The organism is Paraburkholderia sp. BR10954, assembly GCF_040965775.1.
Classification (GTDB): Bacteria; Pseudomonadota; Gammaproteobacteria; order Burkholderiales; family Burkholderiaceae; genus Paraburkholderia; species Paraburkholderia youngii.
In genome coordinates, this window is record NZ_JBFRCK010000031.1 from 48,622 (window position 1) to 66,670 (window position 18,049).

An 18,049-nucleotide genomic window follows, 5' to 3' on the forward strand; every position below is an offset into this window, starting at 1 on the left:
GTAATCTCGGGCCTTTGACCGTTATACCGACTCCTTCCTAATGCAATTTTCCTCATGCAAGAAGCCAATAATTGCTCGCAAAGTACCCGCCCACACTTTGGCAGAGGAAATGGTTATGGCGATGCAAGCTCCAACGAGGACAGGTTTCGAACGGTGGCAGGATGGTGTTAGCAAGGCTGTAAGCGATGCAAAATGGAATTCCTGGGATTGCGAAATCCAGATGGCAGTCAACGAGTACAACCTCCATCTTCGCGGCACCTCGGGGTACGTGGCCTTGGATTGGCAGATTATCAAGGCGATATTGTGGGTCGAAACAGGTGCACACGATCCTCAGTGGAACGCCAAGCCGATGCAAATCGGCGTTTCTGGAGATCCCGGATTAGCATCGCTGCTATCAGGCAAAGAAGGCGGCGATCTGATTCTGCTACCAGGCTGGAAAGGACGGCTGACAATGTCCTCAGTCAGAACGATAGCGGCGCATAACATCCGCGCCGGGATTGGCTATCTGCTTATGCGCATGGCAAAGTTCGAGTACCGAAACGTACCCGGTGCTGACCCGAAAGTTTATGAAATCGCCGTCAAGCCAGGCGATAGTCTGGACAAGATGGCGAAGGGTCAAGGCACCACGATCGAGACGTTGAGAAAGCTGAACCCGACGGCCGCTGTTCTTCGCCCTGGACAAGTATTGACGTACCGGAAAGCTTCAATTCAAAAAGTAATTGCAGGCTGGCACCCCATTGTCACGACATTCATAGCACTGCGCTATAACGGAGGTCGGGATCCAAACTACGCCAGAAAACTTGATTACGCGTTGTCATCGGTGCGGAACGGAAAGGCGGCCCTATGTGCACAATGAAGCTGATCTGTTTTGCCCTGGCCGTCTGCCTGCCAACAATGGTCCTTGCAGCCTCAGCGGTTCCCGTCGCAAGCGAGCGGGCCTTGCGCGAGGAATGCAGCGCGTTCTCGCAAGCGGGGATGCGGGACTGTCTGGCAGAAAAAGCAGAGGCGAGTAAGAAGACCCTCAGACGAGCCGAGGAGAAGATGGCTGGCACCCTCGCCAGATGGGATGAAGACGAGAAGTACGTCAACCAGGCCAAGGCAAAACTCGCCGCATCAAACAGAAAATTCGCTCGGTACCGTGAGTCTCAATGCGACTTCGCAGCTTCGCTGACTGGTGGTGCGGCCGGCAATGCGCATGAAATCAGCCGTTTAGCTTGCGTTTCCGAACTCAACAACCGGCGGGCTGAGCAACTACGCAACGCTGCGTCTGACTTGCCCTTGAAGTAATTCGCATGAGAGGACACCCAGCATCGTTGCGCCGCTCAGTGCCTTCGCCCAGCGCGGACATATTCGTCCGCGCTTCTCCGCCCGCGGCGAAGGTCCGAGATCACACCGCCGCAAACCGGATCACCCCATCCGCATCCTGCGTCCGCTTCAATTCCCCCGCCCGCCACAGCAGATGCAAATGCGCGAGCGCCTCACCCATCGCGAACGTCATCTGATGGATATCGAGTTGGCGCTTGAACATCAGCGGCACGATATCGGCAGCGCTACGCGGCCTTTCCGCGCACGCTTCGCGCACTTCGGCGAGCCGCGCGTCGTGATGCTCACGCAGTTGCTGAATGCGCGTGCGCACGCCGCGAAACGGCTTGCCATGCGACGGCAGCACGAGCGTATCTTCTGGCATCGTCTCGTAACGGCCAAGCGACTCCAGATACAGTTCGAGCGGCGAGCCCTCAGGCTCGATATCGAACACCGACACGTTGGTTGAAATGCGCGGCAGCACCATGTCGCCTGAAATCAGCGTGCCGGTTTCCGCACAGTGCAGCGCGCAGTGTTCCGGCGAGTGGCCGAAGCCTGTCACCACGCGCCACGTCCTGCCGCCGATCCTCACGTCCTCGGCTTCGCGCAAACGCCGGTATTGCCCCGGAATCGCCGGCACGAGGCTCGAGTAATAGCTCGTGCGATTGCGCAGTTTGTCGACCGATTCGGTGTCGTTCAAACCATGCCGCGCGAAGTGCCGCGCCGCTGCCTCGCCGCCCGCGTTCGAACCGTCGCCCGTCGCCATCACGCGCGCCTGCATGTATTCGCCGAGCGTCATCCACAGCCGCGCGTCCCAACGCTTTTTCTCGCCGCCGCCGCACACCCAGTGCGCGAGGCCGATGTGGTCCGGATGGCAATGCGTGACGATCACGCGCAGCACCGGCAGCCCGTCGAGCGCCGAATCGAACACGCTCTCCCAATTCGCCTTGATCGTGTCCGACGTGATGCCGCAGTCGACCACGGTCCATCCTTGCTGACCGTCGATCTCATCGCGCAGCAGCCACAGGTTGATATGGTCGAGCGCGAACGGTAACGGCATGCGCAGCCAAAGCACGCCTGGCGCGACTTCCATCGTGCGGCCCGAGTCGGGCATCGTGTCGTTGAACGGGTATTGGAGTTGGTGTTCGAGTGCATTCATGGGGACTGTCTTCCTCAGACGACTCTCCGGCATGGCCAGGTATGCGATGCCGGTCGGCCTGGTTGTGGTTGCGTTCCGCTCAGGTTGACGATAACGTAAACGTCGATTCTATCGTTCAATCCGGTTTTGTGCCGGCCAAGCGGCCACGAGATGTCCCGATGAATATGCAATACACGATCACCGAACTCGCGCGCGAATTCGACGTCACGCCACGCGCAATTCGTTTCTATGAAGACCAGGGTTTACTCTCACCGAGCCGCGAGGGTTCGAGCGGCTTGCGACGCGTCTATTCCGGCCGCGACCGCACGCGTCTGAAGCTCACGCTGCGCGGCAAGCGGCTTGGCTTCACGCTGTCGGAGATTCGCGACCTGCTCGACGTCTACGAGTCGCCGACCGACACCGTGCCGCAATTGCACGCGTTTCTCGCGACGGTCGCGCGTCATCGCGAAGTGCTCGAACGTCAGCGCGAAGATCTCGACGCGACGCTCGAAGATCTGGCGCAGTACGAAGCGCAGGCGCGCGCGTTGCTCGATGGCACGAGGCACGACGCGAAACCTGCCTGAAGCTGCCTGACTCTGACCGGCGTTTGCGGAGCGCGCGTGATGAATCACTTCCCCAAACTGTTATCGTCGCAAATCGGTTTCGACGTCGCGCAGACGATGCTCGAAGGGTTCGACCGTCACTACCGGATCTTTCGCGACGCGGCGATCCATGCGAAGACGCTGTTCGAAGCCGGCGACTGGCACGGCCTGCAAAAGCTCGCGCGCGACCGCATCGCGTCGTACGACGATCGCGTGCAGGAATGCGTGCACCTGCTCGAAGACGAGTACGACGCGGAGAACATCGACAGCGAAGTGTGGCAGCAGATCAAGCTGCACTACATTGGTCTTCTGACCACGCACCGTCAGCCCGAGTGCGCGGAAACCTTTTTTAATTCGGTTTCCTGCAAGATCCTGCACCGCTCGTACTTCAACAACGATTTCATTTTCGTGCGCCCGGCGATTTCGACCGAATACATCGAGAACGACGAACCGGCCGCGAAGCCGACCTATCGCGCGTATTACCCCGGTACGGACGGACTCGCCGCGACGCTGGAGCGGGTCGTCACGAACTTCCAGCTCGATCCGCCGTTCGAGGATCTGACGCGCGACGTCGCCTGTGTGGTGCAGTCGATTCGCGAAGCGTTCGGCGTGTTCGACGAAGCGCCGAATTTCCAGATTCACGTGCTGTCGTCGCTGTTCTATCGCAACAAGGCTGCGTACATCGTCGGGCGCATCATCAACGGCGACGCGCTGCTGCCGTTCGCGGTGCCGCTGCGTCACGTGAAACCGGGCGTGCTCGCACTGGACACCGTGCTGCTCAAGCGCGAGCAGTTGCTGATCATCTTCAGCTTCTCGCACTCGTATTTTCTGGTCGACATGGAAGTGCCGTCCGCGTATGTCGAGTTTCTGCGCACGGTGATGCCGGCCAAGCCGAAGGCGGAGATTTATACGTCGGTGGGTCTGCAGAAGCAGGGCAAGAATCTGTTCTATCGCGATCTGCTGCATCACCTCAAGCATTCGAGCGACCGCTTCATCGTCGCGCCCGGCATCAAGGGACTCGTGATGCTGGTGTTCACGTTGCCGTCGTTCCCCTACGTGTTCAAGCTGATCAAGGACAACTTTCCGCCGCCGAAGGAAACCACGCGAGCGCAGATCCAGCAGAAGTATCTGCTCGTCAAACGTCACGACCGGCTCGGCCGCATGGCCGACACGCTCGAATATTCGAGCGTCGCGCTGCCGCTCGCGCGGCTCGACGAAACGCTGTTGCGCGAACTCGAGGAGGAAGTGCCGTCGCTGATCGAATATGACGGCGAGAACCTCGTGATTCGCCACATGTACATCGAGCGACGCATGATCCCGCTCAATCTGTTCCTGCAGAACGGCAACGACGACGACATCGAGCACGGCATCAAGGAATACGGCAACGCGGTGAAGGAGCTGATCCAGGCGAACATCTTCCCCGGCGACATGCTGTACAAGAACTTCGGCGTGACGCGCCACGGCCGTGTCGTGTTCTACGACTACGACGAGATCGAGTACCTGACCGACTGCAACGTGCGCGCGGTGCCGGCGCCGCGCAACGAGGAAGACGAAATGTCGGACGAGCCGTGGTACCGGGTCGGTCCGCACGATATTTTCCCGGAGACGTACGGCACCTTCCTGCTCGGCGATCCACGCGTGCGCCGCTCGTTCATGCGGCATCACGCGGATCTCTTCGAGCCCGAACTGTGGCAGCGATACAAGGATTTTCTCTTGAAGGGCGAGTTGCCCGATTTTTTCCCGTACGACCAGAGCGTGCGCTTCTGCGTGCGTTATCCGGAGCGGTTCGCCGAAACAACCGATGCAGAGGCGAACGAGCCGAATGTGCGCGTGGCTTGATGAATCTCACGAGGGTTCGCAGCAGGCCGCGCGCGGCGGTAGCCATCCAAGCTATGACCAAGGAGCTCAAACATGAGTGACGCAATTCAAAGTGGTATCCATGCCGATCCGATCGTGATCGTCAGCGCGGCGCGCACGCCGATGGCCGGCTTTCAGGGCGACTTCGCGTCGCTGACCGCGCCACAACTCGGCGCGGTCGCGATCAAGGCGGCCGTCGAGCGCGCGGGTCTGAAGCCCGAGCAGATCGACGAAGCGGTGATGGGCTGCGTGCTGCCCGCCGGCCTCGGCCAGGCGCCCGCGCGCCAGGCCGCGCTCGGCGCGGGTCTGCCGCTCGCCACAGGCTGCACGACGGTCAACAAGATGTGCGGCTCCGGCATGCGCGCGGCGATGTTCGCGCACGACATGCTGGCTGCGGGCTCGCTCGACGTGATCGTCGCGGGCGGCATGGAAAGCATGACGAACGCGCCGTATCTGTTGCCGAAAGCGCGCGGCGGCATGCGCATGGGCCACGGCCAGGTCATCGACCACATGTTCTACGACGGCCTCGAAGACGCGTACGACAAAGGCCGTCTGATGGGCACGTTCGCTGAGGAATGCGCGGCGTCGTTCGACTTCACGCGCGAGGCGCAGGACGCATTCGCGGTCGAGTCGCTGAACCGCGCGAAACGCGCGAACGAGGACGGCTCGTTCGACTGGGAAATCGCGCCCGTTACGGTGGCGGCCCGCAAGGGCGACGTCACGATCGCGCGCGACGAGCAGCCGTTCAAGGCCAACCTCGACAAGATCCCCACGCTGAAGCCCGCGTTCAGCAAGACCGGCACCGTGACGGCGGCGAACTCGTCGTCGATTTCGGACGGCGCGGCCGCGCTCGTGATGATGCGCGAGTCGACTGCGAAGCGGATCGGCGTGACACCGCTCGCGCGCGTCGTCGGTCATTCGACGTTCGCGCAGGAGCCCGCGAAGTTCACGACCGCGCCGGTCGGCGCGATCCGCAAGCTGTTCGGGAAGAACGGCTGGCGCGCCGGCGACGTCGATCTGTACGAGATCAACGAAGCGTTCGCGGTCGTCACGATGGCCGCGATGAAAGAGCACGATCTGCCGCACGACAAGGTCAACGTGAACGGCGGAGCATGCGCGCTAGGCCATCCGATCGGCGCCTCGGGCGCGCGCATTCTGGTTACGCTCATCGGCGCGCTGAAGAATCGCGGTCTGAAGCGCGGCGTCGCGTCGCTGTGTATCGGCGGCGGCGAGGCGACCGCAATGGGTATCGAACTGATCTGAAGGGTTGACCAAACTTCGAGGAATACGATGAAAACAGTGTTGATCGTCGGTGCGTCGCGTGGCATCGGCCAGGAATTCGTGCGGCAGTACAAAAAAAGCGGCTGGCGCGTGCTCGCGACCGCGCGGGACGGCGCCGCGCTCGACGCACTCAACGAGCTCGGCGCCGAAACCTTCATGCTCGACGTCACCGCCCCCGAAGAGATCGCGGCGCTCGGCTGGAAGCTCGACGGCGAACGGCTCGACGTCGCGATCGTGGTGTCGGGCGTGTACGGTCCGCGCACCGAAGGGATCGAGACCATCACCGCCGAGGACTTCGATCACGTGATGCATACGAACGTGCGCGGCCCGATGCAGCTGCTGCCCATCCTGCTGCCGCTCGTCGAGGAAACGGACGGCGTGCTCGCGGTGATTTCGAGCCGCATGGGCAGCATCGCCGATGCGAGCGGCACGACGGGCTGGCTGTATCGCACCAGCAAGGCGGCGCTGAACGCCGTGCTGAAGCTCGCGTCGCTCGACGCGCAACGCGCGACCTGCGTGTCGCTGCATCCCGGCTGGGTGCGCACCGACATGGGTGGCGCGCAGGCCGCGCTCGATCCGGCGCGCAGCGTCGCGGGCATGCGCGAGGTGCTGGCGCAGGCGGCGGCATCGCGCGACGCGTTCCACGGCCGCTTCGTTCAGCACGACGGTACGCAGCTCGACTGGTAGACAACCGGGTTGCATCGGATCGGAGACACACACATGGTGCTTGACCAGGATCACCTGATGGTGCGCGACGCGCTGCGCACCTTCGTGCGCGAAGCGATCACGCCGTACGCGGCGCAATGGGATCGCGAGCGCACCTTTCCGCGCGACGTGCACCGGCAGCTCGCCGAGCTCGGCGCCTATGGCGTGCTGGTGCCCGACGCGTATGGCGGCGCCGGCATGGACGCGCTCGCGCTCGCGCTGATCCTCGAAGAAATCGCGGCCGGCGACGGCGGCACGTCGACCGCGATCTCAGTGAACAACTGCCCCGTGTGCAGCATCCTGCTCACCTATGGCAACGACGCGCAGAAGCGCGACTGGCTCACGCCGCTCGCGCGCGGCGAGATGCTCGGCGCGTTCTGCCTGACCGAGCCGCAAGCGGGCTCGGATGCGTCGGCGCTGCGCACTACCGCGACGCGCGATGGCGACGCGTACGTGCTGAACGGCGTCAAGCAGTTCATTACGAGCGGCAAGAATGGCGACGTCGCGATCGTAATGGCCGTCACCGACAGGACCGCCGGCAAACGCGGCATCAGCGCGTTCATCGTGCCCACCAGCACGCCGGGCTACGTAGTGGCGCGTGTCGAAGACAAGCTCGGCCAGCATTCGTCAGACACCGCGCAGATCGTGTTCGAGGACTGCCGTGTGCCGGCGGCGAACCTGATTGGCGCGGAAGGCGAAGGCTACCGGATCGCGTTGTCAGGGCTCGAAGGCGGGCGCATCGGCATCGCTGCGCAAAGCGTCGGCATGGCGCGCGCCGCGTTCGAAGCGGCGCTGACTTACGCAAAAGAACGCGAGAGCTTCGGCGCGCCGCTGTTCTCGCACCAGGCGGTGCAGTTCCGTCTGGCCGACATGGCCACGCAACTCGAAGCCGCGCGTCAATTGATCTGGCACGCTGCGTCGCTGAAGGACGCGGGCCGACCGTGCCTGACCGAAGCCGCGATGGCAAAACTGTTCGCTTCCGAAGCAGCCGAGCGCATCTGCTCGGCCGCGTTGCAGGTTCACGGCGGCTACGGTTATCTGAGCGACTTCCCGGTCGAGCGGATTTACCGTGACGTGCGCGTGTGCCAGATTTACGAAGGCACGAGCGATATCCAGAAGATCCTGATCGCTCGCGCGCTCAACTGAAATTTCAATGAAAAAGCCATTGTTGTCTCTGCAAAGACCTGTCGACTGTCCATGCGGCGGCGCCGCGCCCGCCGCACGCGGAGGCACCGCGACCAAGGCTCCGCGTTTCGCACAATGCTGCGGCCGCTATATCGACGGCGGCGAAGCGGCGCCGCGCGCGCTCGAACTGATGCGCTCGCGTTATAGCGCGTACGTGCTCGGGGCAATCGACTACCTGCGCGCGACGTGGGACCCCCGCACCTGCCCCGCCGATCTCGACGTCGATCCCACCGCACCCGACGCGCCTCGTTGGCTCGGACTGCAGATCAAGGCGTTCGCCGAAAGCGATGCCGATCATGCGAACGTCGAATTCATCGCCCGCTACAAAGTGGGGGGACGTGCGCATCGGCTGCATGAATTGAGCCGCTTCCTGCGTGGCGATGATGGTCGCTGGCGTTATGTAGACGGAGACGTCAATGAGTAGCAGGCGCTGATTAAGTGATCGCTGCATTACGCGTCGAGGCTTTCTCGTGCCTGCCTCTCGCTCTCGACAAAATTCATAAAAACCCTCGGTTCGGGCTTTTTTTCGTTCCACGCGCGCAGGCTCCTTCGTTGGCCTCGCGCCACAGCACTTACACGACCTTTAGTCGCCGCTTCCCGCCACATGTCCCCGGCCCTTGCCTGGCAAGGCTTTGAGGCCTTATTCGCAGACGCAGCAATTTTTTCGTCGCGGGTTCTCCTTGATTGCACAAAACAAAATTGTCGTGCCAGGATGAGTCTGTAGTTTCATGACGTCACATTGCGAGAACGGGTCACACCAGTTCCGCAACATGCAAAGGAAGCCTGACTGGCCGCTGATAGTAAGCGCGCCGCGCGGGCTCCGGTAGCACAGAGTGACGCTCATCCTCGGCGCGTGGGGTCGCGTCGGCCGTTGGGTTCATCCCGTGCGATGTCGATTTGCGTGCGTGCGCTTTGCGCACTACGCACGCGAGTGAGTCTGTTTGTGTCGAAAACGCGAACGAAAGCTGAACGTCAGCAGCGTTTTGGCCACCGGACAGCACGGAGTTCAGGACAGGTCTTTCAAGCAGGTGCGTCAATGGTGTTGAGCAAGGTTCTGACGAAGTGTGCGGCGATCTGCGCCGCGGCCACGTGTGCGGTCACGATTGCGCACGCCGATCCGCTCGCTTACTCTTCGCCTTCGGCACACAACGCGACACCGACCAGCGACACCCAGGGACCGCTGTCGCGCGCCCGCGTGCCGCGCCTCGCGCTCGACGACGACATCTATCTGCCCACCGCTCACCTGAACGAAAAGATCATCCGCGTGCCGGTCGACGCCGCCGGCACCGTCACGCTCGAAACCACGATCTACAAGCCGGACGGCCGCGGCCCGTTCCCGATGATCGTGTTCAACCACGGCAAGATTCCGGGCGATCCGCGCACCCAGGAACGCAGCGACCCGCTGCCGTTCGCGCGCGAATTCGTGCGCCGCGGCTACGTGGTCGTCGCGCCGAACCGCCAGGGCTTCGGCCACTCGGACGGCGTGTACGAGCAGGACGGCTGCGACGTCCAACGCAATGGCCTCGGCCAGGCCGGCGACGTCGCCGCGACGATCGATTACATGTCGAAGCAGCCTTATGTCGACGCGACGCACATCGTGGTGGCCGGCACCTCGCATGGCGGTCTCGCGACGATTGCGTACGGCACCGAAGCGGCGCCCGGCGTGCGCGCGCTGATCAATTTCTCGGGCGGCCTGCGCCAGGACTCCTGCGAGGACTGGCAAGGCAATCTGACGCGCGCATTCGGCGCATACGGCGAGAAGACCACGGTGCCGTCGCTGTGGCTCTATGGCGATAACGACTCGGTGTGGAACGCGCCGCTCGTCGCCGGCATGTACGCCGCGTATGGCGCGCATGGCGCGAGCGTGAAGATGGTCGACTTCGGCAAGTACAAGAACGACGCGCATCGGCTGGTCGGTGACCGCGACGGCGTGCGCGTATGGTGGCCGGCCGTCGAAGCGTTCCTCGCGCGCGCCGGCATGCCGACGGCCGTGCAGTATCACGTCGCCGATCCGGCCGCGCCGCAGGCAACCGGCTTCGCCGCGCTCGACGCCGTCGACGCGGTGCCGTTCCTCGACAACGAGGGCCGCAATGGCTATCGCAACTTCCTGCATCAGTATCCGAGCCGCGCATTCGCGGTGTCGGATTCGGGCGCGTGGTCGTGGGCCGAGGGCGGCGACGATCCGATGCCGGTGGCGGTGGCGAATTGCCAGAAGCAGAGCTCCGATCCGTGCCGGCTGTATGCGGTCGATAACTCGGTCGTGTGGGGCAATCAGAGCTCGCAGACGGCGGATGCGGGTGATGCCGATGCGAATGGCCGGAAAGCGATTGCGAGCCGGGAGTGAAGTACGCATAGCATCTGGATTCGAGTTCGGTTCCGACGTGTCGAAGGCCTGCTGATTCAGCAGGCCTTTTTGCATTCGGGCCGCCGTTGCGCCATGACATCAACCCAGCATTCGTGCGGCGCGCCTGTGAAAAAGCACCTCTTCACCACAAATTCTCGCCAGTAATAGCTCATTACTTTGATGTCGCTATCTCCGTCGATTAGCGAGCTTTGATCCCGAAGTCGAACGAGCTGCGTCGAACAGCGGCAAACCTCGACGCCACGGCGAAAAACGCGCGTTTCGCAGCTGATGCGCGCGGCGAAATAAACCGCTAATCTCGACCCCGCGCACTCGCCAAGGCTCGCTCCTCGCGGCCGGAATAGGTCTGCGGAAAAAACGGAAACGCCTTTCAGAAAGGCGTGAGACCGATCTCGCGCGTGCGTGGCATAAAAGCACCTCGGAGTACCTCTTTGGAAAATTCAGCAGCCCCCCGGGTCGCCCCTGAAGATTGGGTCGCCCGCAGCCTTCGCGCGGTATGGCATCCGTGCACGCAGATGAAGCACCACGAACGTCTGCCGCTGATCCCCGTCGCGCGCGGTCAAGGCGCATGGCTATACGATCGCGCGGGTCATCGCTATCTCGACGCGATCAGTTCGTGGTGGGTCAATCTGTTCGGTCACGCGAACCCGCGCATCAACGCGGCGCTGAAAGAGCAGCTCGATACGCTCGAACACGCGATGCTCGCCGGCTGCACGCATGAACCCGCCGTCGAGCTCGCCGAACGTCTGCACACGTTGACCGGCAACACGCTCGGCCACGCGTTCTTCGCGTCGGATGGCGCGTCGGCGGTCGAGATTGCGCTGAAGATGAGCTTTCATAGCTGGCGCAACCGGGGCTACGCGGACAAGCAGGAATTCGTCTGCCTCGCCAACAGCTACCACGGCGAGACGATCGGCGCGCTCGGCGTGACCGACGTCGCGCTGTTCAAGGACGCTTACGATCCGCTGATTCGTCACGCGCACGTCGTCGCGTCGCCCGATGCACGGCTCGCGCAAGCGGGCGAGACAGCCGCCGACGTCGCGCGCCGCGCGCTCCACAACGTGCGCGCGCAGTTCGAGGCGCGCGCGAACCGCATCGCCGCGCTGATCGTCGAGCCGCTCGTGCAGTGCGCGGCCGGCATGGCGATGCACGACGCGTCGTACGTCGCCGGATTGCGCGCGCTGTGCGACCAGTACGGCGTGCATCTGATCGCCGACGAAATCGCGGTCGGCTGCGGCCGCACCGGCACCTTCTTCGCATGCGAACAGGCAGGCGTGTGGCCCGACTTCCTGTGTCTGTCGAAAGGCATCAGCGGCGGCTATCTGCCGCTGTCGATCGTGCTGTCGCGCGACGAGATCTTCGCAGCCTTCTATCACGACGACACCGCACGCGGCTTCCTGCATTCGCACTCGTACACCGGCAATCCGCTCGCGTGCCGCGCCGCGCTCGCAACGCTCGATCTGTTCGCGAGCGACGACGTGCTCGCCACCAACGCCCGCAAATCGGCAAAGCTCGAGGCCGCGCTCGCACCGCTCGCCGAGCACGCGCAGGTGCGCAATCTGCGTCAGCGCGGCACGATCTTCGCGTTCGATGCGGTGATCGACGATCCCCAGCGAGCCAAAACGTTCTCGCGCCGCTTCTTCGAAAACGCGCTCCAACGCGAGCTACTGTTGCGCCCGATCGGCACCACCGTATACCTGATGCCACCGTACATTCTCGACGACGAAGAACTCGCGCTGCTCGCCGCGCGCACACGCGACACCTTCGACGCCACGCTCGCGGAGGCCCGCTGATGCATCTGCTCGACACACTCGCCGAAGGCCTGAAGGAAATCGACGCACGCGGCCTGCGCCGCCGCCGCCGCACCGCGGACACGCCCTGCGCCGCGCACATGACGGTCGACGGCCGTGAAATGATCGGCTTCGCGAGCAACGACTACCTGGGCCTCGCCGCGCATCCGCAGTTGATCGAGGCGATCGCCGAAGGCGCGCGGCTGTATGGCGCGGGCAGCGGCGGCTCGCATCTGCTCGGCGGTCATTCGCGCGCGCATGCGCAGTTGGAGGACGATCTCGCGGCATTCGCGGGCGGGTTCGTCGACGCTGCCCGCGCGTTGTATTTCAGCACCGGCTATATGGCGAATCTCGCGACGCTGACCGCGCTCGCGGGCCGCGGCACGACGCTATTCTCCGATGCGCTCAATCATGCATCGCTGATCGACGGTGCGCGGCTGTCGCGCGCCGATGTGCAGATCTATCCGCACTGCGACATGGATGCGTTGAGCGCGATGCTCGAAGCGTCGGAGGCGGACGTCAAGGTGATCGTCTCCGACACGGTGTTCAGCATGGACGGCGACATCGCGCCGCTGCCGCGTTTGCTCGAACTCGCGGAGCGGCACGGCGCGTGGCTGATCGTCGACGACGCGCACGGCTTCGGCGTGCTCGGCCCGCAGGGCCGCGGCGCGATCGCGCAAGCCGCGCTGCGCTCCCCGCATCTGATCTCGATCGGCACGCTCGGCAAGGCGGCGGGCGTTTCCGGCGCGTTCGTGGTCGCGCACGCGACCGTGATCGAATGGCTCGTGCAGCGCGCGCGTCCGTATATCTTCACGACCGCGTCGGTGCCGGCGGCCGCGCATGCGGTGTCGGCGAGCCTGCGCATCATCGGCGGCGACGAGGGCGATGCGCGCCGCGCGCATCTGCAGCAACTGATCGAACGCACGCGCGCGATGCTGAAGGCGACGCCGTGGCTGCCCGTCGATTCGCATACGGCCGTTCAACCGCTGATCATCGGCGCGAACGACGCGACGCTCGAGATCGCCGCGTCTCTAGACCGCGCGGGGCTGTGGGTGCCCGCGATCCGTCCGCCGACCGTCCCAACCGGCACGTCGCGCCTGCGCATCTCGCTGTCGGCCGCGCACTCGCATGCGGATCTCGACCGGCTCGAAACCGCGCTGCAACAAGTCGGAGCGCGCGCCGCATGAGCAACCTGAATAACGATGACGGCGCACTGTCGCTGTTCGTCACCGGCACCGATACGGAAATCGGCAAGACCTTCGTGTCGTCGGCGCTATTGCGCGGCTTCGTGCGCGAAGGTCTGCAAGCGGCCGGGATGAAGCCGATCGCGGCGGGCGCGTTCGAAGTGAACGGCGTGCTGCACAACGAAGATGCGGATCAACTCGATGCGGCGTCGAGCGTGCTGCTGCCGCCCGCGATGCGCACGCCGTATCTGCTGAAGGAACCGGCTGCGCCGCACATCGCTGCGGCGCTGGAAAACGTCTCGTTCGATGTCGATCATATCGTTGCGTGCCATCACGAAGCGCTGAAGCTCGCCGAGGTCGTCGTGGTCGAAGGTGTCGGCGGCTTTCGCGTGCCGTTGACCGCGACGCAGGACACCGCCGATCTCGCCGTCGCGCTGGGGCTGCCGGTAGTGCTGGTGGTCGGCATGCGGCTCGGCTGCATCAGCCATGCGCTGCTGAGCGCCGAAGCAATCGCCGCGCGCGGTCTCACGCTCGCGGGCTGGGTCGCGAATCGCATCGACCCGGATATGACCTTCGCCGACGAAAACATCGCGTCGATTCGCACGCATCTCGCGCAAGCGTACGACGCGCCGCTGCTCGGGATCGTGCCGCATATCAGCCCGCTGTCGCCGGAACTTGCGGCCGAACAGCTCGATATTCGACGGCTTCTGCAAACGCTGCGCCAATTGCGCGCGACATAGCGCTGCCCAGCAGCGCCGAACCCCATTTCATCCGTACACGAGGATCGATCACATGACACCACTGAACATCGCATCGGGCAGCGCCGACACGAGCGCCGCCAACGGCAATCCGACTGCCGCCGCCACTGAAGCGAAGCCGCTCGCGCGCTGGCGCGTCGCGGATATCGTCGCGTTGTACGAACTGCCGTTCAACGACCTGCTGTTTCGCGCGCAGCAAACGCATCGCGAGCATTTCGACGCGAATGCGGTGCAACTGTCGACGCTGCTGTCGATCAAGACTGGCGGCTGCGAAGAGGATTGCGCGTACTGTCCGCAGTCGGTGCATCACGACACCGGTCTCGCGGCCGACAAGCTGATGCCGGTCGACGAAGTGCTCGCCGCGGCGAAACTCGCAAAGGACAACGGCGCGACGCGCTTCTGCATGGGCGCCGCGTGGCGCAATCCGAAGGACCGCCACCTCGAGCCGATCAAGGACATGATCCGCGGCGTGAAGGCGATGGGCCTCGAAACCTGCGTGACGCTCGGCATGCTCGAAACGCATCAGGCACAAGCGCTGCGTGATGCGGGCCTCGACTACTACAACCACAACCTCGATACGTCGCCGGAGTTCTACGGCCAGATTATTTCGACGCGCACCTATCAGGATCGCCTCGACACGCTCGAGCGTGTGCGCGACGCGGGCATCAACGTGTGCTGTGGCGGCATCGTCGGCATGGGTGAATCGCGCCGCGAACGCGCGGGGCTGATCGCGCAACTCGCGAACATGGAGCCGTATCCGGAATCGGTGCCGATCAACAATCTGGTGCAGGTGCAAGGCACGCCGCTGACCGGCACCGAACCGATCGACCCGTTCGAATTCGTGCGCACGATCGCGGTTGCGCGCATCACGATGCCGCGCGCGATGGTGCGTCTATCGGCCGGCCGCGAACAGATGGACGAGGCGTTGCAGGCGATGTGCTTCCTCGCGGGCGCGAATTCGATCTTTTACGGCGATCAGTTGCTGACCACGAGCAACCCGCAGGCGGAAGCGGACCGCAAGCTGCTCGCGCGTCTGGGCATTCGCGCTGAGGCTGCGCAGCAAATGCCGGTCGAGCAGAGTGAGTGCGAGCGAGGATGTGCACATGGGCATGGGGATCACGGCGCCGCGAATTGAAGCGCGGAACGGCTTAGCCGGTAAGTCGCATGTGGTGACGCGTGCGCGCGAACAGAAAGACTGCCTCGCAAAGCATCGACTATTCCCCCCGACAGTTGGTCATTGATCCAATCGTCGGGGTTGGCGAAACGTTGCTCAGCGATTCGAGAAGCATATTCAATTACAAATCTCGTCAAATTCGGAATTGTCGCAGTCAGTCTGATTTCCAAAATTTCCTGGCACATGTAGGGTGACTTTTCCAAGTTCACCCAGAGAGTGCAAATGCGTAAGGCAGCGGTACGGCATGGTGATCCGACCACGACTCGCGGATTCGTCATCGCCTATTCTTCGAGTATCTCCGATCACGGCAAAACGGTCGCCCTGAGCGGCGACGAAGCGACATGCGGCAACTGCAAGGGCGCATTCCAGATATTTGGCACCGGCAAGGGCATATCGAAAAAAGACCGTGCTGTTGTTCTCGACGGTGATCGCGTGTTATGTCCCTGCGGCAAAAACCGGGTCATCGTGGGGAGTAATCCGACCGTCTTCGTTGAAACCGATGATGAACTGTCGGATGGCAAATGTGTCGCTGCACTTGCGGTGGCTACAAGATCCCCGAGCGCACTCGTGTATGACGAGCAGGTCTTCGCCAGTGCGATGGGTGCCCTGCTTCCTGGCTACCCGTATTGCATTGAAACCACAGATGGACGCGTAGAGTCCGGTCGTCTCGACGCTAGCGGTCGATTACCACGCATCCCGAGTGGCGCGAGCGCCGCCGAGTACACCGTATATTGGGGTGACGAGGCGCTAGCAAGACAGCTCGGAGTCTCTGACTAATGCCGAACGGAATAACCGTAGTCAGAACGAATTCGACGCCAGGGTCGACCAAATCAATCCTGCTGAATGCTGTCACGTTCGAACAACTGTGGAACAACTATCCTTCGCGCGATCCGTACGACAATCCAGACTATGTTGACCAGTGCGCGATTCGCATGAGTGTGACTTTCCATCAGGTTGGCGTTCCAATGAAGTCGTTTTCATCAAAGTTGATCAGACCGCTCGCTGGACAGCCGAGCATTGGTCGTATCATGCTCGACGGAAAAGCAACGGCTACACGAGCCAATGAACTTGGCGAGTGGTTAAAACTTCAGCCGATAGCCGGTATCGGAAAGCCGGAGAACATTACCGGAGCGGACTGGGTTGCGAAAATCAAAGGCCGCACCGGCATCGTAATGTTTGACGGGTACTGGAGTCGCGACACCGATTCGACCGGCAGTACAAGCGGCGGTCACATCGATCTCTGGAACGGCAACACGTTGACCGGTTTCGGCACAGGACTCAGAGTCAGCTGGAACATTGTCATTCCCGGCATCTGGTCGGACTTTCGAAATTCGAAAACTATTCTGTTCTTTCCCGTGAAATGAGTCTTTCAAAGGTCTTCGTCGGCATGATACTCGGAGCGATTTTCGCGAGTCTGCTTTCATGGCTCGGGCTCTACCTGTATGGTGTTCTTCTGCTGCACGGCAAAGGAAGCTTGTTTGACACTTCCCGTACAGCAGAAGACACCTTTCTGAGTTTCTGGTTCGTGCTGGTATGCGTGAGTTCAATAGTCGGCGGTTATGTCGGCTATTTGAGCAAACGCAACGGAGAAATTTGAGGGCACGTCAGCGGCAGGAGAATCTCCGCTCTACTTCCGATCAACAATAATCTGATCGAACGTCCCCCCGTCGGAGAAGTGCGTGTCCTGCGCCTTCTGCCAACTGCCGAACATCTGCTCGACCGTGAACGTCTTGATCGGCTTGAACTCGGCCGCATGCTTCGCGAAGACGTTCTTGTCGCGCGGACGCAGATGATGCTGCGCGATGATCTCCTGCGCGGCCGGCGACCACAGATAGTCGAGGTATGCCTGCGCTTGCTTGCGCGTGCCACGCTTGTCGACGACCTTATCGACGATCGACACCGGCGGCGCCGCGAGCAAACTCAGCGACGGATACACCGCTTCATAGCTGCCCGCGCCGACACCCGTATCGATCAGCGATACTTCGTTCTCGAACGTGACGAGCACATCGCCGATACCGCGCTGCGTGAACGTTGTCGTCGCTCCTCGGCCGCCGGTATCGAGCACCGGCACGTTGCGGAAGATCGCCTTCACGAAGTCGAGCGCCTGCGCGTCGGTGCCGCCCTGCTGCTTGCGATAACCCCACGCGGCGAGATACGTATAACGTCCGTTGCCCGAGGTCTTCGGATTCGCGATCACTGCCTGGACGCCGGGCTTCGCGAGGTCGTCCCAGTCCTTGATGTGCTTCGGGTTGCCCTTGCGCACGAGGAACACCATCGTCGTCGTGTAGGGCGCGCTATCGTCCGGCAGACGCGCGCGCCAGTTGGCGGGGACCAGGTGGCCCTTTTCGGCGAGCAGGTCGATGTCGTTCGGTTGATTCATCGTCACCACGTCGGCCTGCAACCCCTGCAGCACCGACAGTGCCTGCGCGCTCGACGCGCCGTGCGACTGCCGCACCGACACCGTCTCACCGCTCTTCTGCTTGTAGTCCGCGATGAAGCCCGCGTTGATGTCCTTGTACAGCTCGCGCGTCACGTCGTACGACACGTTCAGCAGCGACGTATCCGCGCGCGCTGTCGTGACGCCGCCGAACGCGAGCGCAACTAGTGTGATGCCTGCCGTCACGATCGCTGTGAGCCGGCGTGATGTCCCCGTGTTGCCCTTCATTGTTTCCCCGTCTGTCGATGATCAAAACCTGTAGCCGCGCATCCGC

Annotated in this window: 17 protein-coding genes; 15 read left to right on the plus strand and 2 right to left on the minus strand. The window is 62.8% G+C overall.

What is annotated here, in order from left to right; translation table 11 throughout:
- The first annotated feature begins 115 nt into the window (after positions 1-115).
- Together AB4Y34_RS31805 and AB4Y34_RS31810 are read left to right on the plus strand one after the other, a co-directional pair.
- Positions 116-856: a LysM domain-containing protein gene (locus AB4Y34_RS31805; protein ID WP_176383776.1), complete on the plus strand. Its 741-nt coding sequence runs from the start codon at positions 116-118 to the stop codon at positions 854-856.
- On the plus strand, positions 853-1,287 hold the full coding sequence (locus tag AB4Y34_RS31810) for a lysozyme inhibitor LprI family protein (RefSeq protein WP_255208996.1): 435 nt from the start codon (positions 853-855) through the stop codon (positions 1,285-1,287). Before AB4Y34_RS31805 ends, AB4Y34_RS31810 begins: the two co-directional genes overlap by 4 nt.
- A gap of 100 nt (positions 1,288-1,387) precedes the next feature.
- On the opposite strand, the gene AB4Y34_RS31815 is transcribed toward AB4Y34_RS31810, so the two are convergent.
- Positions 1,388-2,461, minus strand: a complete 1,074-nt coding sequence (locus AB4Y34_RS31815; protein WP_368718281.1) for an MBL fold metallo-hydrolase — start codon at positions 2,459-2,461, stop codon at positions 1,388-1,390.
- Positions 2,462-2,619: 158 nt separating this feature from the next.
- Here AB4Y34_RS31815 and AB4Y34_RS31820 point away from each other — a divergent pair, with 158 nt between their 5' ends.
- The 13 genes from AB4Y34_RS31820 to AB4Y34_RS31880 all read left to right on the plus strand — a co-directional run bounded on the left by AB4Y34_RS31820 (position 2,620) and on the right by AB4Y34_RS31880 (position 16,702).
- Positions 2,620-3,024: a MerR family DNA-binding transcriptional regulator gene (locus AB4Y34_RS31820; RefSeq protein WP_368718282.1), complete on the plus strand. Its 405-nt coding sequence runs from the start codon at positions 2,620-2,622 to the stop codon at positions 3,022-3,024.
- A gap of 39 nt (positions 3,025-3,063) precedes the next feature.
- Positions 3,064-4,881, plus strand: coding sequence for a bifunctional isocitrate dehydrogenase kinase/phosphatase (gene aceK, locus AB4Y34_RS31825; protein WP_368718283.1), 1,818 nt, complete (start codon positions 3,064-3,066; stop codon positions 4,879-4,881).
- Between the two features lie 72 nt (positions 4,882-4,953).
- Positions 4,954-6,162 carry an acetyl-CoA C-acetyltransferase gene (locus AB4Y34_RS31830; RefSeq protein ID WP_368718284.1) on the plus strand — a complete coding sequence of 403 codons (1,209 nt, stop codon included), beginning with the start codon at positions 4,954-4,956 and terminating at the stop codon, positions 6,160-6,162.
- A gap of 27 nt (positions 6,163-6,189) precedes the next feature.
- Positions 6,190-6,867 carry an SDR family oxidoreductase gene (locus tag AB4Y34_RS31835; protein ID WP_176109713.1) on the plus strand — a complete coding sequence of 226 codons (678 nt, stop codon included), beginning with the start codon at positions 6,190-6,192 and terminating at the stop codon, positions 6,865-6,867.
- A 33-nt stretch (positions 6,868-6,900) separates the two neighbouring features.
- Entirely contained in the window at positions 6,901-8,031 is a 1,131-nt protein-coding gene (locus AB4Y34_RS31840; RefSeq protein ID WP_368718285.1) for an acyl-CoA dehydrogenase family protein, read from the plus strand.
- 7 nt (positions 8,032-8,038) lie between these two features.
- Entirely contained in the window at positions 8,039-8,494 is a 456-nt protein-coding gene (locus AB4Y34_RS31845) for a YchJ family protein (RefSeq protein ID WP_368718286.1), read from the plus strand.
- Positions 8,495-9,106: 612 nt separating this feature from the next.
- Complete coding sequence (locus tag AB4Y34_RS31850) at positions 9,107-10,414, plus strand: dienelactone hydrolase family protein (protein WP_368718287.1); 1,308 nt, start codon at positions 9,107-9,109, stop codon at positions 10,412-10,414.
- 449 nt (positions 10,415-10,863) lie between these two features.
- On the plus strand, positions 10,864-12,225 hold the full coding sequence (gene bioA / locus AB4Y34_RS31855) for an adenosylmethionine--8-amino-7-oxononanoate transaminase (protein ID WP_368718288.1): 1,362 nt from the start codon (positions 10,864-10,866) through the stop codon (positions 12,223-12,225).
- Positions 12,225-13,409, plus strand: a complete 1,185-nt coding sequence (bioF, locus tag AB4Y34_RS31860) for an 8-amino-7-oxononanoate synthase (protein WP_368718289.1) — start codon at positions 12,225-12,227, stop codon at positions 13,407-13,409. Before bioA ends, bioF begins: the two co-directional genes overlap by 1 nt.
- A complete protein-coding gene (bioD, locus tag AB4Y34_RS31865) occupies positions 13,406-14,146 on the plus strand; it encodes a dethiobiotin synthase (RefSeq protein ID WP_368718290.1) in 741 nt (246 codons plus the stop codon). Before bioF ends, bioD begins: the two co-directional genes overlap by 4 nt.
- A 52-nt stretch (positions 14,147-14,198) precedes the next feature.
- On the plus strand, positions 14,199-15,299 hold the full coding sequence (bioB, locus tag AB4Y34_RS31870) for a biotin synthase BioB (RefSeq protein ID WP_368718291.1): 1,101 nt from the start codon (positions 14,199-14,201) through the stop codon (positions 15,297-15,299).
- A gap of 261 nt (positions 15,300-15,560) precedes the next feature.
- A complete protein-coding gene (locus AB4Y34_RS31875; RefSeq protein WP_368718292.1) occupies positions 15,561-16,115 on the plus strand; it encodes a PAAR domain-containing protein in 555 nt (184 codons plus the stop codon).
- Positions 16,115-16,702 carry a type VI secretion system amidase effector protein Tae4 gene (locus tag AB4Y34_RS31880; RefSeq protein ID WP_368718293.1) on the plus strand — a complete coding sequence of 196 codons (588 nt, stop codon included), beginning with the start codon at positions 16,115-16,117 and terminating at the stop codon, positions 16,700-16,702. Before AB4Y34_RS31875 ends, AB4Y34_RS31880 begins: the two co-directional genes overlap by 1 nt.
- A 263-nt stretch (positions 16,703-16,965) precedes the next feature.
- On the opposite strand, the gene AB4Y34_RS31885 is transcribed toward AB4Y34_RS31880, so the two are convergent.
- Entirely contained in the window at positions 16,966-18,003 is a 1,038-nt protein-coding gene (locus AB4Y34_RS31885; protein ID WP_176383793.1) for a sulfate ABC transporter substrate-binding protein, read from the minus strand.
- Positions 18,004-18,049: the final 46 nt, after the last annotated feature.

What these genes read in the sequence shown, in the direction of transcription:
- AB4Y34_RS31805 (WP_176383776.1), top strand. Translation starts at nt 116, where the DNA reads ATGGCGATGCAAGCTCCAACGAGGACAGGTTTCGAACGGTGGCAGGAT.
- AB4Y34_RS31810 (WP_255208996.1), top strand. Translation starts at nt 853, where the DNA reads ATGAAGCTGATCTGTTTTGCCCTGGCCGTCTGCCTGCCAACAATGGTC.
- AB4Y34_RS31815 (WP_368718281.1), bottom strand. Translation starts at nt 2,461, where the DNA reads ATGAATGCACTCGAACACCAACTCCAATACCCGTTCAACGACACGATG.
- AB4Y34_RS31820 (WP_368718282.1), top strand. Translation starts at nt 2,620, where the DNA reads ATGAATATGCAATACACGATCACCGAACTCGCGCGCGAATTCGACGTC.
- aceK (WP_368718283.1), top strand. Translation starts at nt 3,064, where the DNA reads ATGAATCACTTCCCCAAACTGTTATCGTCGCAAATCGGTTTCGACGTC.
- AB4Y34_RS31830 (WP_368718284.1), top strand. Translation starts at nt 4,954, where the DNA reads ATGAGTGACGCAATTCAAAGTGGTATCCATGCCGATCCGATCGTGATC.
- AB4Y34_RS31835 (WP_176109713.1), top strand. Translation starts at nt 6,190, where the DNA reads ATGAAAACAGTGTTGATCGTCGGTGCGTCGCGTGGCATCGGCCAGGAA.
- AB4Y34_RS31840 (WP_368718285.1), top strand. Translation starts at nt 6,901, where the DNA reads ATGGTGCTTGACCAGGATCACCTGATGGTGCGCGACGCGCTGCGCACC.
- AB4Y34_RS31845 (WP_368718286.1), top strand. Translation starts at nt 8,039, where the DNA reads ATGAAAAAGCCATTGTTGTCTCTGCAAAGACCTGTCGACTGTCCATGC.
- AB4Y34_RS31850 (WP_368718287.1), top strand. Translation starts at nt 9,107, where the DNA reads ATGGTGTTGAGCAAGGTTCTGACGAAGTGTGCGGCGATCTGCGCCGCG.
- bioF (WP_368718289.1), top strand. Translation starts at nt 12,225, where the DNA reads ATGCATCTGCTCGACACACTCGCCGAAGGCCTGAAGGAAATCGACGCA.
- bioD (WP_368718290.1), top strand. Translation starts at nt 13,406, where the DNA reads ATGAGCAACCTGAATAACGATGACGGCGCACTGTCGCTGTTCGTCACC.
- bioB (WP_368718291.1), top strand. Translation starts at nt 14,199, where the DNA reads ATGACACCACTGAACATCGCATCGGGCAGCGCCGACACGAGCGCCGCC.
- AB4Y34_RS31875 (WP_368718292.1), top strand. Translation starts at nt 15,561, where the DNA reads ATGCGTAAGGCAGCGGTACGGCATGGTGATCCGACCACGACTCGCGGA.
- AB4Y34_RS31880 (WP_368718293.1), top strand. Translation starts at nt 16,115, where the DNA reads ATGCCGAACGGAATAACCGTAGTCAGAACGAATTCGACGCCAGGGTCG.
- AB4Y34_RS31885 (WP_176383793.1), bottom strand. Translation starts at nt 18,003, where the DNA reads ATGAAGGGCAACACGGGGACATCACGCCGGCTCACAGCGATCGTGACG.